14 protein-coding genes and 1 tRNA gene are annotated in these 14,723 nt (G+C 48.3%); 11 read left to right on the plus strand and 4 right to left on the minus strand.

The genetic code is table 11. The features are described from left to right. The first annotated feature begins 120 nt into the window (after window positions 1–120). The 10 genes from HA494_07300 to HA494_07345 all read left to right on the plus strand — a co-directional run bounded on the left by HA494_07300 (window position 121) and on the right by HA494_07345 (window position 8,368). The gene (locus HA494_07300) at window positions 121–1,482 is read left to right on the plus strand and encodes a glycosyltransferase family 4 protein (GenBank protein ID NHV97571.1); all 1,362 of its coding nucleotides are present in this window, start codon (window positions 121–123) and stop codon (window positions 1,480–1,482) included. Further along, window positions 1,469–2,224, plus strand: a complete 756-nt coding sequence (locus HA494_07305; GenBank protein ID NHV97572.1) for a mechanosensitive ion channel family protein — start codon at window positions 1,469–1,471, stop codon at window positions 2,222–2,224. Before HA494_07300 ends, HA494_07305 begins: the two co-directional genes overlap by 14 nt. Before the next feature lie 18 nt (window positions 2,225–2,242). Further along, window positions 2,243–3,016 (plus strand): trehalose-phosphatase, encoded by a 774-nt coding sequence (gene otsB, locus HA494_07310; protein ID NHV97573.1) that lies wholly within the window; start codon window positions 2,243–2,245, stop codon window positions 3,014–3,016. A gap of 34 nt (window positions 3,017–3,050) precedes the next feature. Further along, window positions 3,051–3,218 (plus strand): hypothetical protein, encoded by a 168-nt coding sequence (locus tag HA494_07315; protein ID NHV97574.1) that lies wholly within the window; start codon window positions 3,051–3,053, stop codon window positions 3,216–3,218. Between the two features lie 65 nt (window positions 3,219–3,283). Continuing rightward, window positions 3,284–3,358, plus strand: a tRNA-Glu gene (locus tag HA494_07320). A 98-nt stretch (window positions 3,359–3,456) separates the two neighbouring features. Then, window positions 3,457–3,843 (plus strand): metal-dependent transcriptional regulator, encoded by a 387-nt coding sequence (locus HA494_07325; GenBank protein NHV97575.1) that lies wholly within the window; start codon window positions 3,457–3,459, stop codon window positions 3,841–3,843. A 17-nt stretch (window positions 3,844–3,860) separates the two neighbouring features. Next, a complete protein-coding gene (locus HA494_07330; protein ID NHV97576.1) occupies window positions 3,861–4,505 on the plus strand; it encodes a hypothetical protein in 645 nt (214 codons plus the stop codon). Then, window positions 4,498–6,477, plus strand: coding sequence for a ferrous iron transport protein B (gene feoB / locus HA494_07335; protein NHV97577.1), 1,980 nt, complete (start codon window positions 4,498–4,500; stop codon window positions 6,475–6,477). Before HA494_07330 ends, feoB begins: the two co-directional genes overlap by 8 nt. Before the next feature lie 39 nt (window positions 6,478–6,516). After that, the gene (locus HA494_07340) at window positions 6,517–7,755 is read left to right on the plus strand and encodes a molybdopterin molybdotransferase MoeA (protein NHV97578.1); all 1,239 of its coding nucleotides are present in this window, start codon (window positions 6,517–6,519) and stop codon (window positions 7,753–7,755) included. A gap of 163 nt (window positions 7,756–7,918) precedes the next feature. Continuing rightward, a complete protein-coding gene (locus tag HA494_07345) occupies window positions 7,919–8,368 on the plus strand; it encodes a hypothetical protein (protein NHV97579.1) in 450 nt (149 codons plus the stop codon). 77 nt (window positions 8,369–8,445) lie between these two features. On the opposite strand, the gene HA494_07350 is transcribed toward HA494_07345, so the two are convergent. Then, window positions 8,446–9,294, minus strand: a complete 849-nt coding sequence (locus HA494_07350) for a methylase (protein NHV97580.1) — start codon at window positions 9,292–9,294, stop codon at window positions 8,446–8,448. Window positions 9,295–9,352: 58 nt separating this feature from the next. Here HA494_07350 and HA494_07355 point away from each other — a divergent pair, with 58 nt between their 5' ends. Next, window positions 9,353–9,739, plus strand: a complete 387-nt coding sequence (locus HA494_07355) for a double-stranded DNA-binding protein (GenBank protein NHV97581.1) — start codon at window positions 9,353–9,355, stop codon at window positions 9,737–9,739. Here HA494_07355 and HA494_07360 read toward each other — a convergent pair. From HA494_07360 to HA494_07370, 3 genes are read right to left on the minus strand one after another with little or no spacing between them, the layout of a single operon-like run. Next, window positions 9,736–11,193 carry an RtcB family protein gene (locus HA494_07360; GenBank protein ID NHV97582.1) on the minus strand — a complete coding sequence of 486 codons (1,458 nt, stop codon included), beginning with the start codon at window positions 11,191–11,193 and terminating at the stop codon, window positions 9,736–9,738. The two genes, HA494_07355 and HA494_07360, sit on opposite strands and share 4 nt — an antisense overlap. A gap of 48 nt (window positions 11,194–11,241) precedes the next feature. Beyond that, window positions 11,242–12,558, minus strand: a complete 1,317-nt coding sequence (locus HA494_07365) for an asparagine synthetase B (protein ID NHV97583.1) — start codon at window positions 12,556–12,558, stop codon at window positions 11,242–11,244. After that, window positions 12,555–14,714 carry a DEAD/DEAH box helicase gene (locus HA494_07370; protein ID NHV97584.1) on the minus strand — a complete coding sequence of 720 codons (2,160 nt, stop codon included), beginning with the start codon at window positions 14,712–14,714 and terminating at the stop codon, window positions 12,555–12,557. The genes HA494_07365 and HA494_07370 overlap by 4 nt, the downstream gene beginning before the upstream one ends. Window positions 14,715–14,723 lie beyond the last annotated feature (9 nt).

A 14,723-nucleotide genomic window follows, 5' to 3' on the forward strand; every position in this document is an offset into this window, starting at 1 on the left:
CAGCTTAATTCATTCCTTACTTGGGGATTCGAGAAGAGTTGGTATCTTATGCTCGATACCCATATATAGCTTGGGAGAAGTTATTTTAGCCAACTTTGATTAGATGTTAGGTGGTAGAGGATGGGTATTCTTTGCGTAGCATCCCAGACGCCGCTAATCCAGCTCATAAACACTAACGTGGTTGGAGGCGCAGGAGTTACTGACTTCTCTACTCTTACTGAAGGTGTGGATTATAGATTCAGCCCAGGCGGCGTCAGCAGGATGCTCTACCCGCTGTTGAAGCGGATGATGCAGAGTGGTATAATAGAGGGGGTTGAGTGGATCTCTTTAAATCCCAATGCTCCACCTAAAGCATCGCTTAAAGGCATCAATCTCAGCCACGTCACCTTACCTCAAGCAAAGATTAAAGGCTATGGCGCAGTGAAAGAGGGGATTTGGCGTCTATTTCACGGTCTGTGGAAACCAGAAGTCCCTGAATTTTGGTGTGACGAGTACATCGACTACATGTTCTTGAATCGTAAGTTCAGTGAGTTGGCTTACGCTCTCCATCGTCAACTTGATTTTGATGGCTTCTACATACACGACTTTCAGCTCTTGCCGATGGGGTCTATGCTCCCCACGGCCGAGCCGAAGATATTTAGGTGGCATATACCATTCAGAACGCATGATCTACCTAGGAGCTGGCAGCTAGCCCTACTAAAGTACTTGAGTTACTACGATGTGGTGATCGTGAGCAGCCGAACCTACCTTGATGAGTTAAGAAGATTGGGGTATGAAGGTGACGCTTTTCACATATACCCCTACATAGACCCTTCACAGTACACGCAGCCAACTGCGCAACAGATCCAAGAACTGCGTGATCGTCTTGGTATAAATGAGAAGGATAAAGTCTTGCTGACAGTGGCCAGATTAGATCCTATGAAGGCGCAGGATAAAGTGATTATAGCCCTTAAGAGAGTCGTCTCCAAACTCCCTAACACAAAGCTTGTGTTAGTAGGCGATGGTAGCTTTTCAAGCTCCAAACTAGGGTTATCAAAGGGTGAAAAATGGTTACAACACCTCAAAGAGTGCGCAGAAAACAAGGGGTTAAAGGGAAATGTGGTCTTCGTTGGCTATCTCCCAGAGAAGGACTTAGGGACTGCGTATGCGATGTGTGACGCCTTTATACTACCATCGGTTAGAGAGGGCTTCGGACTCGTGGTAGTTGAAGCTTGGTTGTATAAGAAGCCAGTTATAGTCAGCTCTTACGCAGGTGTTGCTGATCTGATAGAGGACGGTGTAAATGGGCTCTTATTTGATCCTAGGAACACCAATCAGTTAGCCTCTAAAATCATTAGGGTCTTGAGCGATGAAGATCTTGCTGAGAAGCTGGGTAAAGAGGGATTCAAGACATCCACACTCTGCCACTTAGATGAGGGTATAAAGAAGGAAGCTGAAGTCCTCTCAAAATACTTAGGCGGTGTCAGATATGCTACCGTTTGAGAGCATCTACCCAATAATCTACGTAGCCATAACTCTTGCTCTAACATATATTGCAACCAAGATTGTAACCCTCTTTATTCGAGGGATCTTCAGGTCTGGGATCCCCATAATAGCGGTCCACGTTGAGAAGGTAGTGATCGTGGCGATCTGGGTCATAGGCGTGTTGATCGCGGTTCAAACAGTTGGTGTAAGAATAGATCTTATCCTTCTACTATTTGCACTAGTAGGCTTCGCGGCGATCCTAGCATTCAGAGATGTGCTGCAGAACATGGCAGCCAAATACTTCAGCGAGCTTTACGTTCCATTTAAGCTAGGTGATGAGATCACCGTACTCAACTACACTGGTAAAGTGATTGGGGTCAACCCTACTTGCACGATCCTACTGACCAAAGAAGGGAATATAATCAGCATCCCGAACCAGATGTTTATGAAGGAGCCGATCGTTAACTCAACGCAAGCAGCTTGGAAAGAGATAATCGTACCAATAGTTGTGCCAGCCAGCATCGACTTGGCTGAATTTGAAGAAAACGTGTTTAAGGCTTGCAATAAGCTGAAGATGTATTGGGATGAAAACTTCCCCCCTCTTCTAACAACAAAGAGGCGTGATGAGAAAGAGATACATCTAGAGCTTAGGCTTATGGTAAACGCGCCGGAGAAGAAAGAAACAGCTGCCGCCGAGATAAACAGAAGGATACTTGAGATTCAGCAGAAGTTCAGAAGTAAAGCTCGGCAGACACCCTAACCAACAACTCGGATAACCTTGGCGCCCAAGCATCTTTGGGAGGAGTGGAATAAAATCATAAGTACCATAAAGTCGAGCCCCTCTCTATTCATACTCCTAGACTACGATGGCACACTCACACCTATAGTGGAGAGACCAGAAGACGCATATCTATCTCCTGAAACAAGAAACCTTCTAAAAACCTTAGCCGATAAACAAGGATACAAGGTTGCTATAGTCTCAGGTAGGACCTTAGAGGATGTTAAGAAGCGGGTAGGCTTGGAAGACCTATATTATGCAGGGAACCACGGTTTAGAGTTGAGTGGACCTGATGTAGAGTTTGTGCACCCAAGAGCTAAAAGGCTGGCTGGAAGCGTTTCAAAAGTCTATGAAGAGCTGAAGGGAGAGTTAGGTGGGTTTGAAGGAGTTATCGTTGAGGATAAGATCTTCACGGTAAGCGTACACTACAGAGCCGCCCCAGAAGAGAAGGTAGATTTGGTTAAGCAGAAGGTGCTTGAAGTGATAAGAGGTTGGCAGCGCCTACAACTTAACTGCGGAAAGAAGGTGCTTGAAGTTAGGCCTAAGTTGGATTGGAATAAAGGAAGAGCTGCGCAGCTTCTCATCGAGAGAGTAGCACCTGAGAGCCTACCAATATACGCTGGGGACGACACATCAGACGAAGATGCCTTTCTAAAGCTCAGCAGAGGTGTGACAATCTTGGTGGCGAACACACCGATCCAAACAAGCGCAAAGTACTATCTTAGAAGCCCCGATGAGGTCAAAGAGCTTCTTAAGCAGCTAGCAGTACTGTAAATTCTTAATAGAGAGAGGCGCAGTAAATAGTTAGATGATGGTACGGAGTATCATAAAAGGGCATCAGATACTTTATGAATGCGAAGAATGCCACCTACTATATCGAGAAAAGACTTGGGCTGAAAGATGCGAAGAATTCTGCACCAAACACCACGCTTGCTCACTAGAGATCACCAAACACGCAGTCCGACTCGACGATTAAACGAGAAACACAACCAACACCAAACCGCTAATATTAAAAGCATAAAGATGAATAGCCAGCTCTGAGCTCCGGTCGTCTAGTCCGGTCAAGGATCGCGGCCTCTCGAGCCGCAAACGCGGGTTCAAATCCCGCCCGGAGCATCTACCATCCTAACCTCATACTAGCGGTTTAAAGAAGTGTGGCGGAAATTGAACCCATCCTAATCCTTATATATCTACGACAATGTCGTAAACCATGCATGGTGCACAGAGGTGTGTCAGGGTTTTCACAGGGGCAAGAGGAGTTTCTTGAGTTAGTGTATAGGTTGACCGCTTCGGGTGGTGTGGCTAGGACTAGCGATCTTGCTGAAGGGTTAAGGACTACTTTAGGTACGGTTACTAATCTTGTTGAGAGGCTTGAGCGTAAGGGGCTTGTGGTCCACCAACCCTATCGTGGAATCACTTTGACCTCGAAGGGTAAGCGTATCGCTGCTGAGATCGTTAAGAGGCATAGATTGGTAGAGCGCTTCTTGATCGATTTCTTGATGATTCCTTCTGAGCGTGCGCACAAATATGCTTGTAAGATGGAACATTCTTTAGATAAAGAAGTTGTAGATGCGTTGGCCAGCCTACTATCAACTACCTAAACCGTAGGGTGAGCGCTATGCCTAGTGGTGGCGAGCTTGTAGAGTTGCTTGAAATCGTGGCTTCACTGGATCGCGAAAGGAGGGGTGCTTCTTTGAGCGAAATCGCTAGCAGATTGGGCTTGTCCGCCGATAAGACGCTGGAAAAGCTAAAGGATTGCGTGGAGCTTGGATTCATCGAGCAGCATAACTCTCTCTTTACAGTCACCCAAAAGGGTGTTAAGGAGATCCTTGCACATAGGGCTGAGTACCTTCACGATCACCTCGTGCATAGGGGTGGAGGTAGATTATCGAGGCTGCTTGAGCGGTTGACAAGAGGGGCGAAAGAAGAGGTTACTCAGCACCTCTCCACCAGACACGGCTTAGATAAAGAGACTTCAGACGCCCTTCGCCAAAGCCTTCTAGAGTTTAAAGGTCAAGTTGAAGAAGTTGTGCCTTTAACTGAGTTGAAGCGTGGTGAAGTCGGGGAGGTTGCGTTTGTAGTCGCTGGTAGAGGGTTACTCGCTAGGCTTGCGGCTATGGGCATCGTCCCAAAGGTGAAGGTTACCGTTGTCAGAGTAGCACCCCTACATGGACCGATAGAGGTTTCTTTGAGAGGTGTCTCGATAATACTAGGTTATGGTGTTGCTTCAAAGATCTATGTGAGGCGCGGCTCAAGTGCTTAACACTAAAGCAGAGGCAAAGCGCATAACAATCGCGTTAGCTGGGAACGCTAATGTAGGGAAGTCTGCAATATTCAATCAGCTCACAGGGTTAAATCAGACCGTTGCCAACTGGCCCGGTAAGACGGTTGAGAGGGCTGAAGGTACACTACGTTTTCAAGATTACACCATTAAAGTCGTTGATCTACCAGGCATCTACTCTCTCTCAACTTATTCGATGGAGGAGTTGGTTACTAGGGAGTATCTGGTAGAGGAGACGCCTGATGTAGTCGTCAATGTTGTGGATGCTTCAGCCCTTGAGCGTAACCTATACTTGACGCTTCAGCTCCTTGAGTTTGAAGCTCCTCTGGTCATAGCGTTAAATCAAGTCGACTTTGCCGCTAAAAAAGGTGTTAGAATCGATGTTGAGAAGCTATCTGAGCTGCTTGGAGTTCCAGTTATTCCTACGATAGCTGTTACCGGCTCTGGGATAAGTGAAGTACTCGAAGCTTGTGTCGGTGTGGTTAAATCTGGTCGGAGGAGGGCGCAGAGTAGGTTAAAGTACGGTAAAGAGGTTGAAGAGTATGTGGGCAAGCTCTCTGAGGTTCTTAAAGAGAGAGCTCCTACTCTAGTATCAAAGTATTCTGCAAGATGGCTGGCTATAAAGCTCTTAGAGAAAGATCCCCAAGTAGTTGAGTTGGTGAAGCGTGAGGGGTTTGGGCAACAGATCCTAGCTTTGGCTGAAGCGATTATAGAGCATTTAGAGAAGATGCATGGTGAGAACTCTATCCTCGTAATCGCGTCGGAGCGGTATAGTGTGGCGAGTAGAGTAGCGGGTGAAGTTGTCAAGATCGCTACGCCACCAAAGCTTTCCGTTGAGGAGAAGCTGAGCGATCTTACTGCAAGAGGCATATTAGGATACCTCATATTGGTTACGCTCTTCATAAGCATCTTCGCAACCATATTCTATGTGGGTGGCTTCTTTGTTGCACTTTTAGAGGGCTTCTTCACCGATCTGTTGCTTCCGGCTGTAGAAGGGCTTCTAACCGCCACCCCTCCTCTTCTAGCAGCATTTATTGTGGATGGTGTGTTGGGTGGTGTAGTTGCGGGTTTGACTGTTGTTCTACCTTATATCGTCCCCTTCTATCTGATTCTGGCTGTGCTGCAAGACAGCGGGTATCTGCCCAGAGCGGCTTTTCTTATGGATAACTTTATGCATAAGATCGGGTTACACGGCAAAGCGTTCATACCCCTCCTCCTAGGTTACGGGTGTAGTGTACCGGCTTGCATAAGCTGTAGGATAATGGAGAGCGATAGGGAGCGCTTTTTAGCGGCCTTCGTTACCGTGCTGATACCCTGTGCAGCGAGGACAGTAATCATCTTGGGTTTGGTGGGCAGATACCTTGGGCTACCCGCTGCCATAGCCATCTACCTCTTCAACCTTATACTCGTCTTCCTCCTAGGCAGATTAGCATACCGAACCTTCCCAGGCGAACCAGTTGGGCTTGTGATGGAGATGCCTCCATACAGGAAGCCACTTGCAAGAGCTGTTCTGATGCAGACTTGGTCAAAGACCAAAGACTTCATACAAATAGCGTTCCCAATCATTGTAGGAGGGTCGATGGCATTGCAGCTGTTGAATATATCTGGTCTGCTTCAGCGAGCCAGCAACCTCCTAGAGCCTCTAATCAGTTGGTGGTTGGGTCTGCCAGCTGTGAGCAGCATACCTCTTGTATTCGGGGTTCTCCGTAAGGAGCTCGCTCTTATACTCTTGGGTGATGCTCTTGGCACCTTCGATTTCTCTTTGGTTCTTTCACCGGTGCAGATGGTGGTATTTACCCTTGTAAGTATGCTCTATATACCCTGTGTGTCCACAGTCGCTGCTTTGCTTCACGAGTTCGGCCTAAGGAGAACCTTATTCATTGTTGTAGTAGATATCACATTAGCCCTTCTAGTCGGGGGGATAGCATATAGGATACTGATGCTTGTGATGTGAGATAGACTAAAATCCAAGTACTGCTTCTTTAAGGTAGGGTTGAGTAGAAAAGAGGACATAAGTTTTCAAGAAGCCTACAAGCTAACAATAGAGTACGTTAAGCCGTTGGGTAGAGAACTGATCCCTCTAACTAAACTTGTCGGGCGTGTTTCCGCTGAAGATATCTACTCTAAGGTGAACACGCCTACGGCAGACGTCTCACTTAAAGACGGTTTTGCTGTCAAATCAAAAGATGTTTCAGACGCAAGCTCAACAAACCCAAAGCGGCTGCGTATCATAGGCTCACTAGCTGCAGGGGAACATAAAGACCTCGAGTTGACCGACGGATGTGCAGTTAAGGTAACTTCTGGAGCCCTTTTACCAAAGGGCGCAGAAGCGGTCGTCTCCATCGAGTTTACAGCTGAGCGGGAGGGGTACGTTGAAGTGTATGCCGATGCTGAGCTTGGGCGTAACGTGCTGAGGAAGGGTTCAGACCTAGAGGCTGGCTCAAAGATCTTGTGCAAAGGGGAGCTACTTTACCCCTCTGCGATCAGCCTACTCGCTGCTGGCGGATATGACTCACTCTGGGTCTATAAGAAGCCATCGGTTGAGATAATCGCTACCGGGAGTGAAGTAGTCGCTCCAGGGAGAAAAGTTGGTGTCGGTAAGGTCGCCGCTACCAACCTCTTGAACATCTACTGCTGGCTTGCGTCTCTTGGACTGAAGTTGAGGAGCCGAGTCGTTAAAGATGATGTTGATGTGATCAGAGCAGCCCTCAGCAAAGCCTTACATCGAGCAGACGTGGTCTTAACGAGCGGAGGCGCTTGGAAGAGCGAGAAGGATGTAGTTGTGAAGGTGCTTGATGATCTAGGTTGGCAGATGATCTACCATAGGGTGAAGATCGGGCCTGGCAAAGCAATAGCCTTCGGACTCTTCGGCTCAAAAGTTGTCTTCTGCCTACCCGGAGGACCACCGTCGAACGAAATCGCCTTCCTCCAACTCGTTCTACCAGCCATCTTTAAGCTTTGTGGCCTAAGGAGGTCGCTGATCCCAATAGTTAAGGCGCGTTTGGCTGAAGAGGTTAGGGGGCAGAAAGATTGGACACAGTTCATCTACGCTCACCTCAGCTATAGTGGTGATGAGTTGGTAGTTAAACCCATAGCGCTTAAGCATAGGCTTCAAGATATGGCTGAAGCGAACTCTGTGTTTATGATTCCCGAAGGGGTTGAGGTTATAGAAGCTGGTAGCATCGTTGATGCACAGCTCCTTAGGCCTCAGACACTAGCCCCCCTTCTTTAGGTTGTGTAGTGGTTCAAAATGCTCTCTTAATTGTTGCTTCGTCCTCACATTTTGGTGCGCATGAGGCTTGACGAGATGATATGAAACAGCTGCCCTGAAGCTGTTTTCTGCTCCCTCTAAAGCTTTAAATCCCAAGTACAATCGATGTTTATGAGAAGCGCGAATGCAAGCAAGTTTCACGATACCCACCCCGCAGTCAGTAGTTATATTCACAGTCATCATAGCCATCATCCTCATAGCGGTTCTAATATTATTGGTTCTACCCGTATGCTTGCTGAAAATAGAGGTTTCCAGCGAAGAAGTAGTGGTTAAGGCCCCTCCGATGTACAGCTTCTCCGCTAAGCGAGGGGATGTAGAGGAGGTCTACGTCGCAGACCTGAATTCGAGGAGCGACCTTAAGCCGAGTCTGAGAACGTGGGGGCACGGGCTGCCAGGCTACAGTTTAGGCTGGTTCAAGTTGAAGAATGGTGCAAAAGCGTTCCTCGCAGTCTCTAGCAACGTAGCCGTTGTCTTCAAGCTCAGAGGTGGCGAATACCTCTTGGTAACACCCACTAACATAGATGGCTTCATTACAACACTGCAAGGGCTTGGATGGAGTATTGTTACAAGGTAATTCTGCGGGACATTATTCAACTCCTCTTCTGCAGTAAATTTACTTGCAGCTTCTAGATCAGCTGAACGACTTATCATTTACTCCTTAGGTAGGTGTAGAAGAAGGTTAACTATGCCTAAGACGATGTAGAGTGCTTCCTCGGTTCTGACTGTTGCTGTGCCTTGCTCCGGCACAAAGTTTAGGGTTATGTTTGCCACGTTTTCAAGCGAAGTTCCTTCTTCTTGGAGGATCTCTTGGAGGCCGCTTCTTGGTGAGCCGAATAGTATCAAGCACCGCTCATTTGAGTGCAAGAGGGTATGTAGTTTCTTCCAGTTCTCTTCTATTGGTTGGCCTTCTTTCGCTGTTGCTATTACCAGAACTGGCTTTAGGCTTTTGACGAGTTTGCTGAGTTCTTCGGTCTGCTTTACCGCGAAACCCCAGTACCCTTTTACAGCACTTCTATCAACTAATCTGCAGGTCAACTCTGGTTCAACGTCTTCTATCTTAACGAGCACTCTACCCAAGTTGGCTTCAGCATCCAAAAGGCGTGCTGGCTTAGCTAGCCCAACGTCAACATAATATGCGCCCGCACGTCTATAGCAGTACCCCTCTCTTACGTCCCCCTCCTTAACTTCACTTAGATCTGTTTTGACTTGGTGGCTTGGTGTGCGTAGGGGTGGGAGCACCCCTGCATACGCCAGCTCAGGCATCTTGGGGAAGAGGTGTCTTCTAAGGTACTGTGGTGTCTCAATATATTGGAGAAGGATGCTGAGCAGCCTTTGGTCTTTCCTAGCCTTCTCTTTCTGATCGTGGTAGATGTATATCCTCGTCACTCTATGTATGGCGCAAGCTCTTGCGATGTAGCCTGCTTTTTCAGTCTTCTCCCTCAGATCAACACACTCTATTAGAGTTGAATCAGGTATCGCTACCCAGAGCTCGGTGCTCATCAACCTACTTTGCTGCAGCTAAGCCTATAAATAGGGTGGTTGGATCGCTATATCTGGTATGAGCGCAGAAGAAACCCCCCTTGAGGATAAGGATCTTGAGTTGATTAGGGCTAGGAAGATGCTTGAGCTTCGGAAGAAGCTGCTTAAGCAGAGCGAAGAGGAGAAGAAGGCTGATCCAAGGCGCATACTGATATCTAGGCTTATAGATAGGGGGTTAGATGTGCTCGAAGCTGCTGAGAGAGCCTACCCAGAGGAGACCAAAATCGTCGTTAAGAGACTGGCTGAGCTTATAGAGCAAGGCTACATCCAAGGCTACATTAGAGGGGGTGAGCTTCTTTCGCTCTTTAGGGCTTTAGGTCTACACATCTCCGTTGAAACCACGATCTCCGTGTTAGAAGACGGGCGGCTTATCCCCCTTGCTGAGAAGTTTAGGCGGAAAGACTAACCCTTAACCACACCCAGAGGTACAAGCCTTGCTACTTTAGTTGCGATCCCGACGGCGTGCGAGACCTCGGCTACTTCATCTACATTCTTGTATGCAGCCGGAGCCTCCTCAGCTACTCCCCTCCAACTCGCTGCCTCTATCAACACGCCTTTGGATTCAAGCTCCCGCCTTATCTTCTCTGCTGTGTAAGCTTTGACTGCGGCGGCTCTCGAGAGCATTCGGCCTGCACCGTGCGCGGTTGAGCCGAAGCTCAGCTCCATAGCCTTCTCAGTGCCTTTAAGCACCCAAGATGAGGTGCCCATTGAGCCGGGTATAAGCACAGGCTGCCCTACGTCTCTGTATTGTTGTGGTATTGCGTCGCTTCCGGCCGGGAAGGCTCTAGTCGCACCCTTCCTATGCACAACAACCTTCTTCATCGAGCCGTCTATGTTGTGGTACTCGTATTTTGCGATATTGTGGGCAACATCATAGACGAGTCTCATGCCTAAGTCCTCCTCACTTATCTTGAAGACCTTCCTAAAAGCTTCCCTAACCCAGTGTGTGATCATCTGCCTATTTGACCAAGCGAAGTTTAGAGCAGCAGCCATAGCCTTCATATAATTTTCAGCCTCTTTCGAATACATCGGTGCGCAAGCCAGCTCTCTATCTGGGAGGTCTATACCATACTTCTTTGATGCAGCCTCGATTATCTTAAGGTAGTCACTGCAGACTTGATGCCCGAGTCCTCTCGAGCCTGTGTGGACCAAAACCATGATCTGGTTCTCTTGTGTTATGCCGTATTTCGCCGCAGCTTCTTTGTCAAAGATCTTATCCACCTTCTGAACCTCGAGGAAGTGGTTTCCAGAACCTAGGCTACCTAGTTGTGGTGCACCTCTGCTTTTTGCTATGTTTGAAACAGCAGCTGGGTCTGCGCCTTTCATAACCCCTTGCTCTTCGCACATTTCTCTATCTTGGTCCCAGCCGTAGCCTTTTGATATAGCCCACTTCACACCCTCGGTCAAAACAAGATCCAACTCACTTGAGGTGAGCTTTATTATGGCTTGACTTCCGAGCCCCGATGGCACCATTCTATAGATCGTTTGGAGGAGTTCTTTAAGACGAGGTCGAACGTCATCCACGGTGAGGTTTGTTCTGATGAGCCTAACACCGCAGTTTATGTCGTACCCCACTCCGCCCGGCGATACTACACCCTTTTCAGCGTCGCTCGCAGCAACCCCTCCGATAGGGAAGCCGTAGCCTTCGTGCCCATCCGGTAGTACTACAACGTGCTTGTATAGGTAGGGTAGGTGCGTTACGTTAACCGCTTGATCTATTGTTCTATCGGTCAGCATCTTAGCGAGTAGTTCATCGCTAGCGTATATCGTGACTGGCACCTTCATCCCAGGCTTGAAGCCTGCTTCGATGCGGTGCTCCACGGCGCTTATCCTCTTTATCGGGAACCTAGATTGGCTCATTCGACTCACCTGTGCAGAACCTCTATCTTTTTCTACCGTCTGCTTCTGTTATAAGGGTTTCTTTGCTGCCTTGATAGCCTTGGCTATACCTGTGCTGTATTGCAGCGCCTTCTTGGGAGCTTCGGCGATCTCTTCTGGTAGATTTAGTATTTCAGCCACCCTCCTCAGAACTATCTTTCTCCTTTTCTCGTCGACTTTGAGCCTGGGGTGTATGTTGAGAGCGTATTTGACGAGCGGCTTCGAAGCGTATGGTAGGCTTAGATCAACATATGGTGCTGAAGCGTATTCGTCTCTCTCTAAACCTCTTTCTGCAGATGAGATATCTTCTACAATAAGCTTTTGGGCAGCCTCTAGACCTTTCGATAGGAAAGCGCCGTGGTATCGCATATAGCCCCCAAATAGTTCATCAGCCAGCTGCCCGAGCATGAGAGTCTGGTAACCCTCCTCCCTTGCCCGTCTAGCCAGCAACTCTACACCAACCCCAATACTTAAGTCGAGTGCGCTGAAACTTCGGTAGGCGAGTAATCTGTTGCAAGCATCCTCTACCTCCTCAGCATCAACCGTGTATAGTTCAGCATCAACACCTAGAAGATCAGCAGCCTTAGCGCCCCACACAAGATCTCTTGACCCCTCTAAACCCAAGCAGAGCACCTTAATCTCCATAATGTTTGAGGCGATCTTCGCCAGAAGCGCGCTATCTAAGCCCCCTGAGAAACCTAAAGCCACCCTACCAGCCTTCTTCAACCTCGCTTCAACCGATGTTCTGAGCAGAGCTGAAACTCGGCTGGCAGCTTCATCCAGATCCTCCACCACCCCCTCGTCTCTTACTTCTGGGATCTTATACACCCGCTTCTCGCCGAAAGATAGGTGAAGTAAAGCGTTCTTCGGCGCCTCCTCTGCTTCAAAGCCTAACAACTCTAAGGCGTTTCTTTCTGTTGCTGCTGCTATAAGCTCAGGCTTCTGCACGTAGTAGAGTGGTTTCTGACCCAGGTGGTCTCTCACTAAAATCATCTCCTCTTCACCAGCGAAGATCATCGCATACGCTCCATCAACCGATTTCAGATCTTCGGCAGCCTCCTCAAACTGTCTGTCGAGAAGTTTGCGCCCCAGTTTCTCCAAGTCGAAGTTCTCAGGCGCATAGATCTCTCCGTGCATCGGTATAGGATGTGGTGCTTCACCCTGAAACTTTAAGCAAACCCCGGACTCAGCAGAGTATTCATCTATGTTGCAGGTGCTTAGGTCTCCTTGTTTTGTGTAGAGGTGGAAGCCGAAGGGTGCCCGACGAATCATCTGCCAAAGTATCTTCGTTAAGATATCCTCTTCCCTTCTGCTTATACAGGCTGCAAGCCCGCTTACTGGATTCATCTCAAACTCTGAACCTGCTTCTTTATCTTCTTGGCTAACGCTGGTCCTATTTTAGGTACTGAGGCTAGCTGCTCCTCTTTGGCTGAAGCAATCTTGCTAAGGTCTGTGAATCCTCGGCTGTAGAGGGCTCTGGCTCTAACTCGCCCTATGCCCTCGAGTTTAGTTAGAGGCAGCAGCTCGGCTCTAACACCATACTTTACTCTCATTCTCAGCTCTTCGATCTCATCTATTAAGTAGTTGATCTGGAGTAGTTTGGCAATCTCCTCAAAAGAGTAGAGTAGCCACTCGGCGTTCTCGGTTATTCTGTAGAGGTCTCCGGGTTCAACACCATATTTTTCTAGTATGCTGTCTTCGCTAGCCTCCCTTATCCAAGCATCTAATACAAGCACATTCCTGAAGGAGTCCGAGCCGCTCCAGTAAGCCGCTTCCTCATAGGGTTGTATGAGGAATTCTTCGCTATGCTCTTCTATATACTCCCTAGCCTCATCCGTATCTTTGCTTCTGAGAGCAAGCTTAGGCGACATATCAGGCGCTATTGAGATGATGTGGATTATACCGGCTTCGTATCTTTGCCCAGCCCTACTTCTTTGAAGCGCCTTCTTAAATAGCACTCCCGTTTCAGGATCTATATAGAGTAGCGAGATTCGTTTGCCAAACTCTGTAGCCATATATCTGCGACCGACCTTCTCAACTAACCCGTCTCTTAGCAGGGTAGATAGGCATCTGCTCAACCTAATCTTCACCGTAGGTCGCCTATACTGCAGCGTGAAGAGCGTCTTGGAGAAGAATTCGTCAATATCATCGTCGGTCAACCCCGGTAGGCTGGCTATTGTAGCAAGTAGATGTGTTCTAAGCATACCTTCGTCTGAGAGCTGTGATGTGATGGGTTCAGGCTTACCTTTTATGTAATTCTCGAAGAGCTCTTCTTTGGTGAATGAGGGCGAAGCCAAGAGGATTGTCTCACCTATATCATCAAACTTAGGTCTACCAGCTCTACCGCACATCTGCTTATACTCAAGTACAGAAAGCAGGCTCTGCCCACCATACTCTGCATCATATCTATAGAGGCTTGATATCACAACCCTCCTGGCGGGAAGGTTAACTCCGGCAGCAAGCGTTGGTGTTGCTGTTAGTATCTTTATTAGCCCACTTCTGTAGGCTTCCTCGACGATCCTTCTATGGATAGATGCGAGACCAGCGTGGTGGAACGCTGAACCGCACTCAACCGCTTCAGCTAGAGATCTGCTCAACGAGGTCTCCTCAACCTCAGTCAATATCCTCCTACTTACTTCACTCAACTCTCGCTTCTCTTCCTCTGTAAGATAGCGTTTAGTGACCTCAGCAGCTTTAGCCGCTAAGCTAACAGCCCTCCTTCGAGTCTCCGCAAATATTAGTGCCTGCCCGCCTTCATCGAGCACGTCTGCGGCAACATCTATCGCAGCGCCTCTTCCAGTGCTCTTTACGGTCTTGGTTCTGCCGTCTGCGTAGACAATTCTGCCGTGGTCCCAGACACCTTCAACGAGCTTTACTGGTCTCCAGTCTATGTTGATGAGCTCAGCACCAAGCCATTTTGCTATCGTAGCCCCATTCGTTATCGTAGCGCTCAAACCTATTATCTGTGAATCTGGGGAAAAGGCTCTGATCTTGGTTAGTATGCTCTCTAAAGTGGGTCCCCTTCTCGGTAAACCTACTAGGTGCACCTCATCCGCAACATACAGCCTCACGTCATCTATCCAAGAAGCACCGTGTCTAAGTATTGAGTCGAACCTCTCGTTGGTTAAGACGATTAGATCACCATCTCTAAGAAACTCACCCGGGGAATCATAGTCCCCTGTTGAGATGCGTACCTTAACGTTCGAGCCATCGGGTTTTGTCAGAGCCTCCAACATCTTGAACTCCTCATACTTTTCAGCAGCTAGCGCTCTTAGGGGTGTGAGGTAGACCACCTTCCCCCCATCTTCCAGAATCCTTTTGCCAGCAGCGATTATCGCCACAAGTGTCTTGCCGCTAGCGGTTGGTGTCGTTAGAAGGACGTTGGTTCCTTGGAGCGCACCTCTCCTAACGGCTTCTTCTTGGGGTGGATAGAGGTCTACGTAACCCTTCTCCTCCAGCAGATCAACAAGGGGTTTAGGCAGGGGTAGGTCTCTTATACGCAAGTGATATGA

The sequence above is a fragment of the Nitrososphaerota archaeon genome, assembly GCA_011605775.1.
GTDB lineage: Archaea > Thermoproteota > Nitrososphaeria > Nitrososphaerales > JAAOZN01 > JAAOZN01.

Excerpts from the sequence above, each read along its gene's own strand:
- HA494_07345 (NHV97579.1), top strand. The coding sequence starts at position 7,919 with ATGCAAGCAAGTTTCACGATACCCACCCCGCAGTCAGTAGTTATATTC.
- HA494_07350 (NHV97580.1), bottom strand. The coding sequence starts at position 9,294 with ATGAGCACCGAGCTCTGGGTAGCGATACCTGATTCAACTCTAATAGAG.
- HA494_07360 (NHV97582.1), bottom strand. The coding sequence starts at position 11,193 with ATGAGCCAATCTAGGTTCCCGATAAAGAGGATAAGCGCCGTGGAGCAC.
- HA494_07365 (NHV97583.1), bottom strand. The coding sequence starts at position 12,558 with ATGAATCCAGTAAGCGGGCTTGCAGCCTGTATAAGCAGAAGGGAAGAG.
- HA494_07305 (NHV97572.1), top strand. The coding sequence starts at position 1,469 with ATGCTACCGTTTGAGAGCATCTACCCAATAATCTACGTAGCCATAACT.
- HA494_07300 (NHV97571.1), top strand. The coding sequence starts at position 121 with ATGGGTATTCTTTGCGTAGCATCCCAGACGCCGCTAATCCAGCTCATA.
- HA494_07330 (NHV97576.1), top strand. The coding sequence starts at position 3,861 with ATGCCTAGTGGTGGCGAGCTTGTAGAGTTGCTTGAAATCGTGGCTTCA.
- HA494_07315 (NHV97574.1), top strand. The coding sequence starts at position 3,051 with ATGATGGTACGGAGTATCATAAAAGGGCATCAGATACTTTATGAATGC.
- HA494_07355 (NHV97581.1), top strand. The coding sequence starts at position 9,353 with ATGAGCGCAGAAGAAACCCCCCTTGAGGATAAGGATCTTGAGTTGATT.
- HA494_07325 (NHV97575.1), top strand. The coding sequence starts at position 3,457 with ATGGTGCACAGAGGTGTGTCAGGGTTTTCACAGGGGCAAGAGGAGTTT.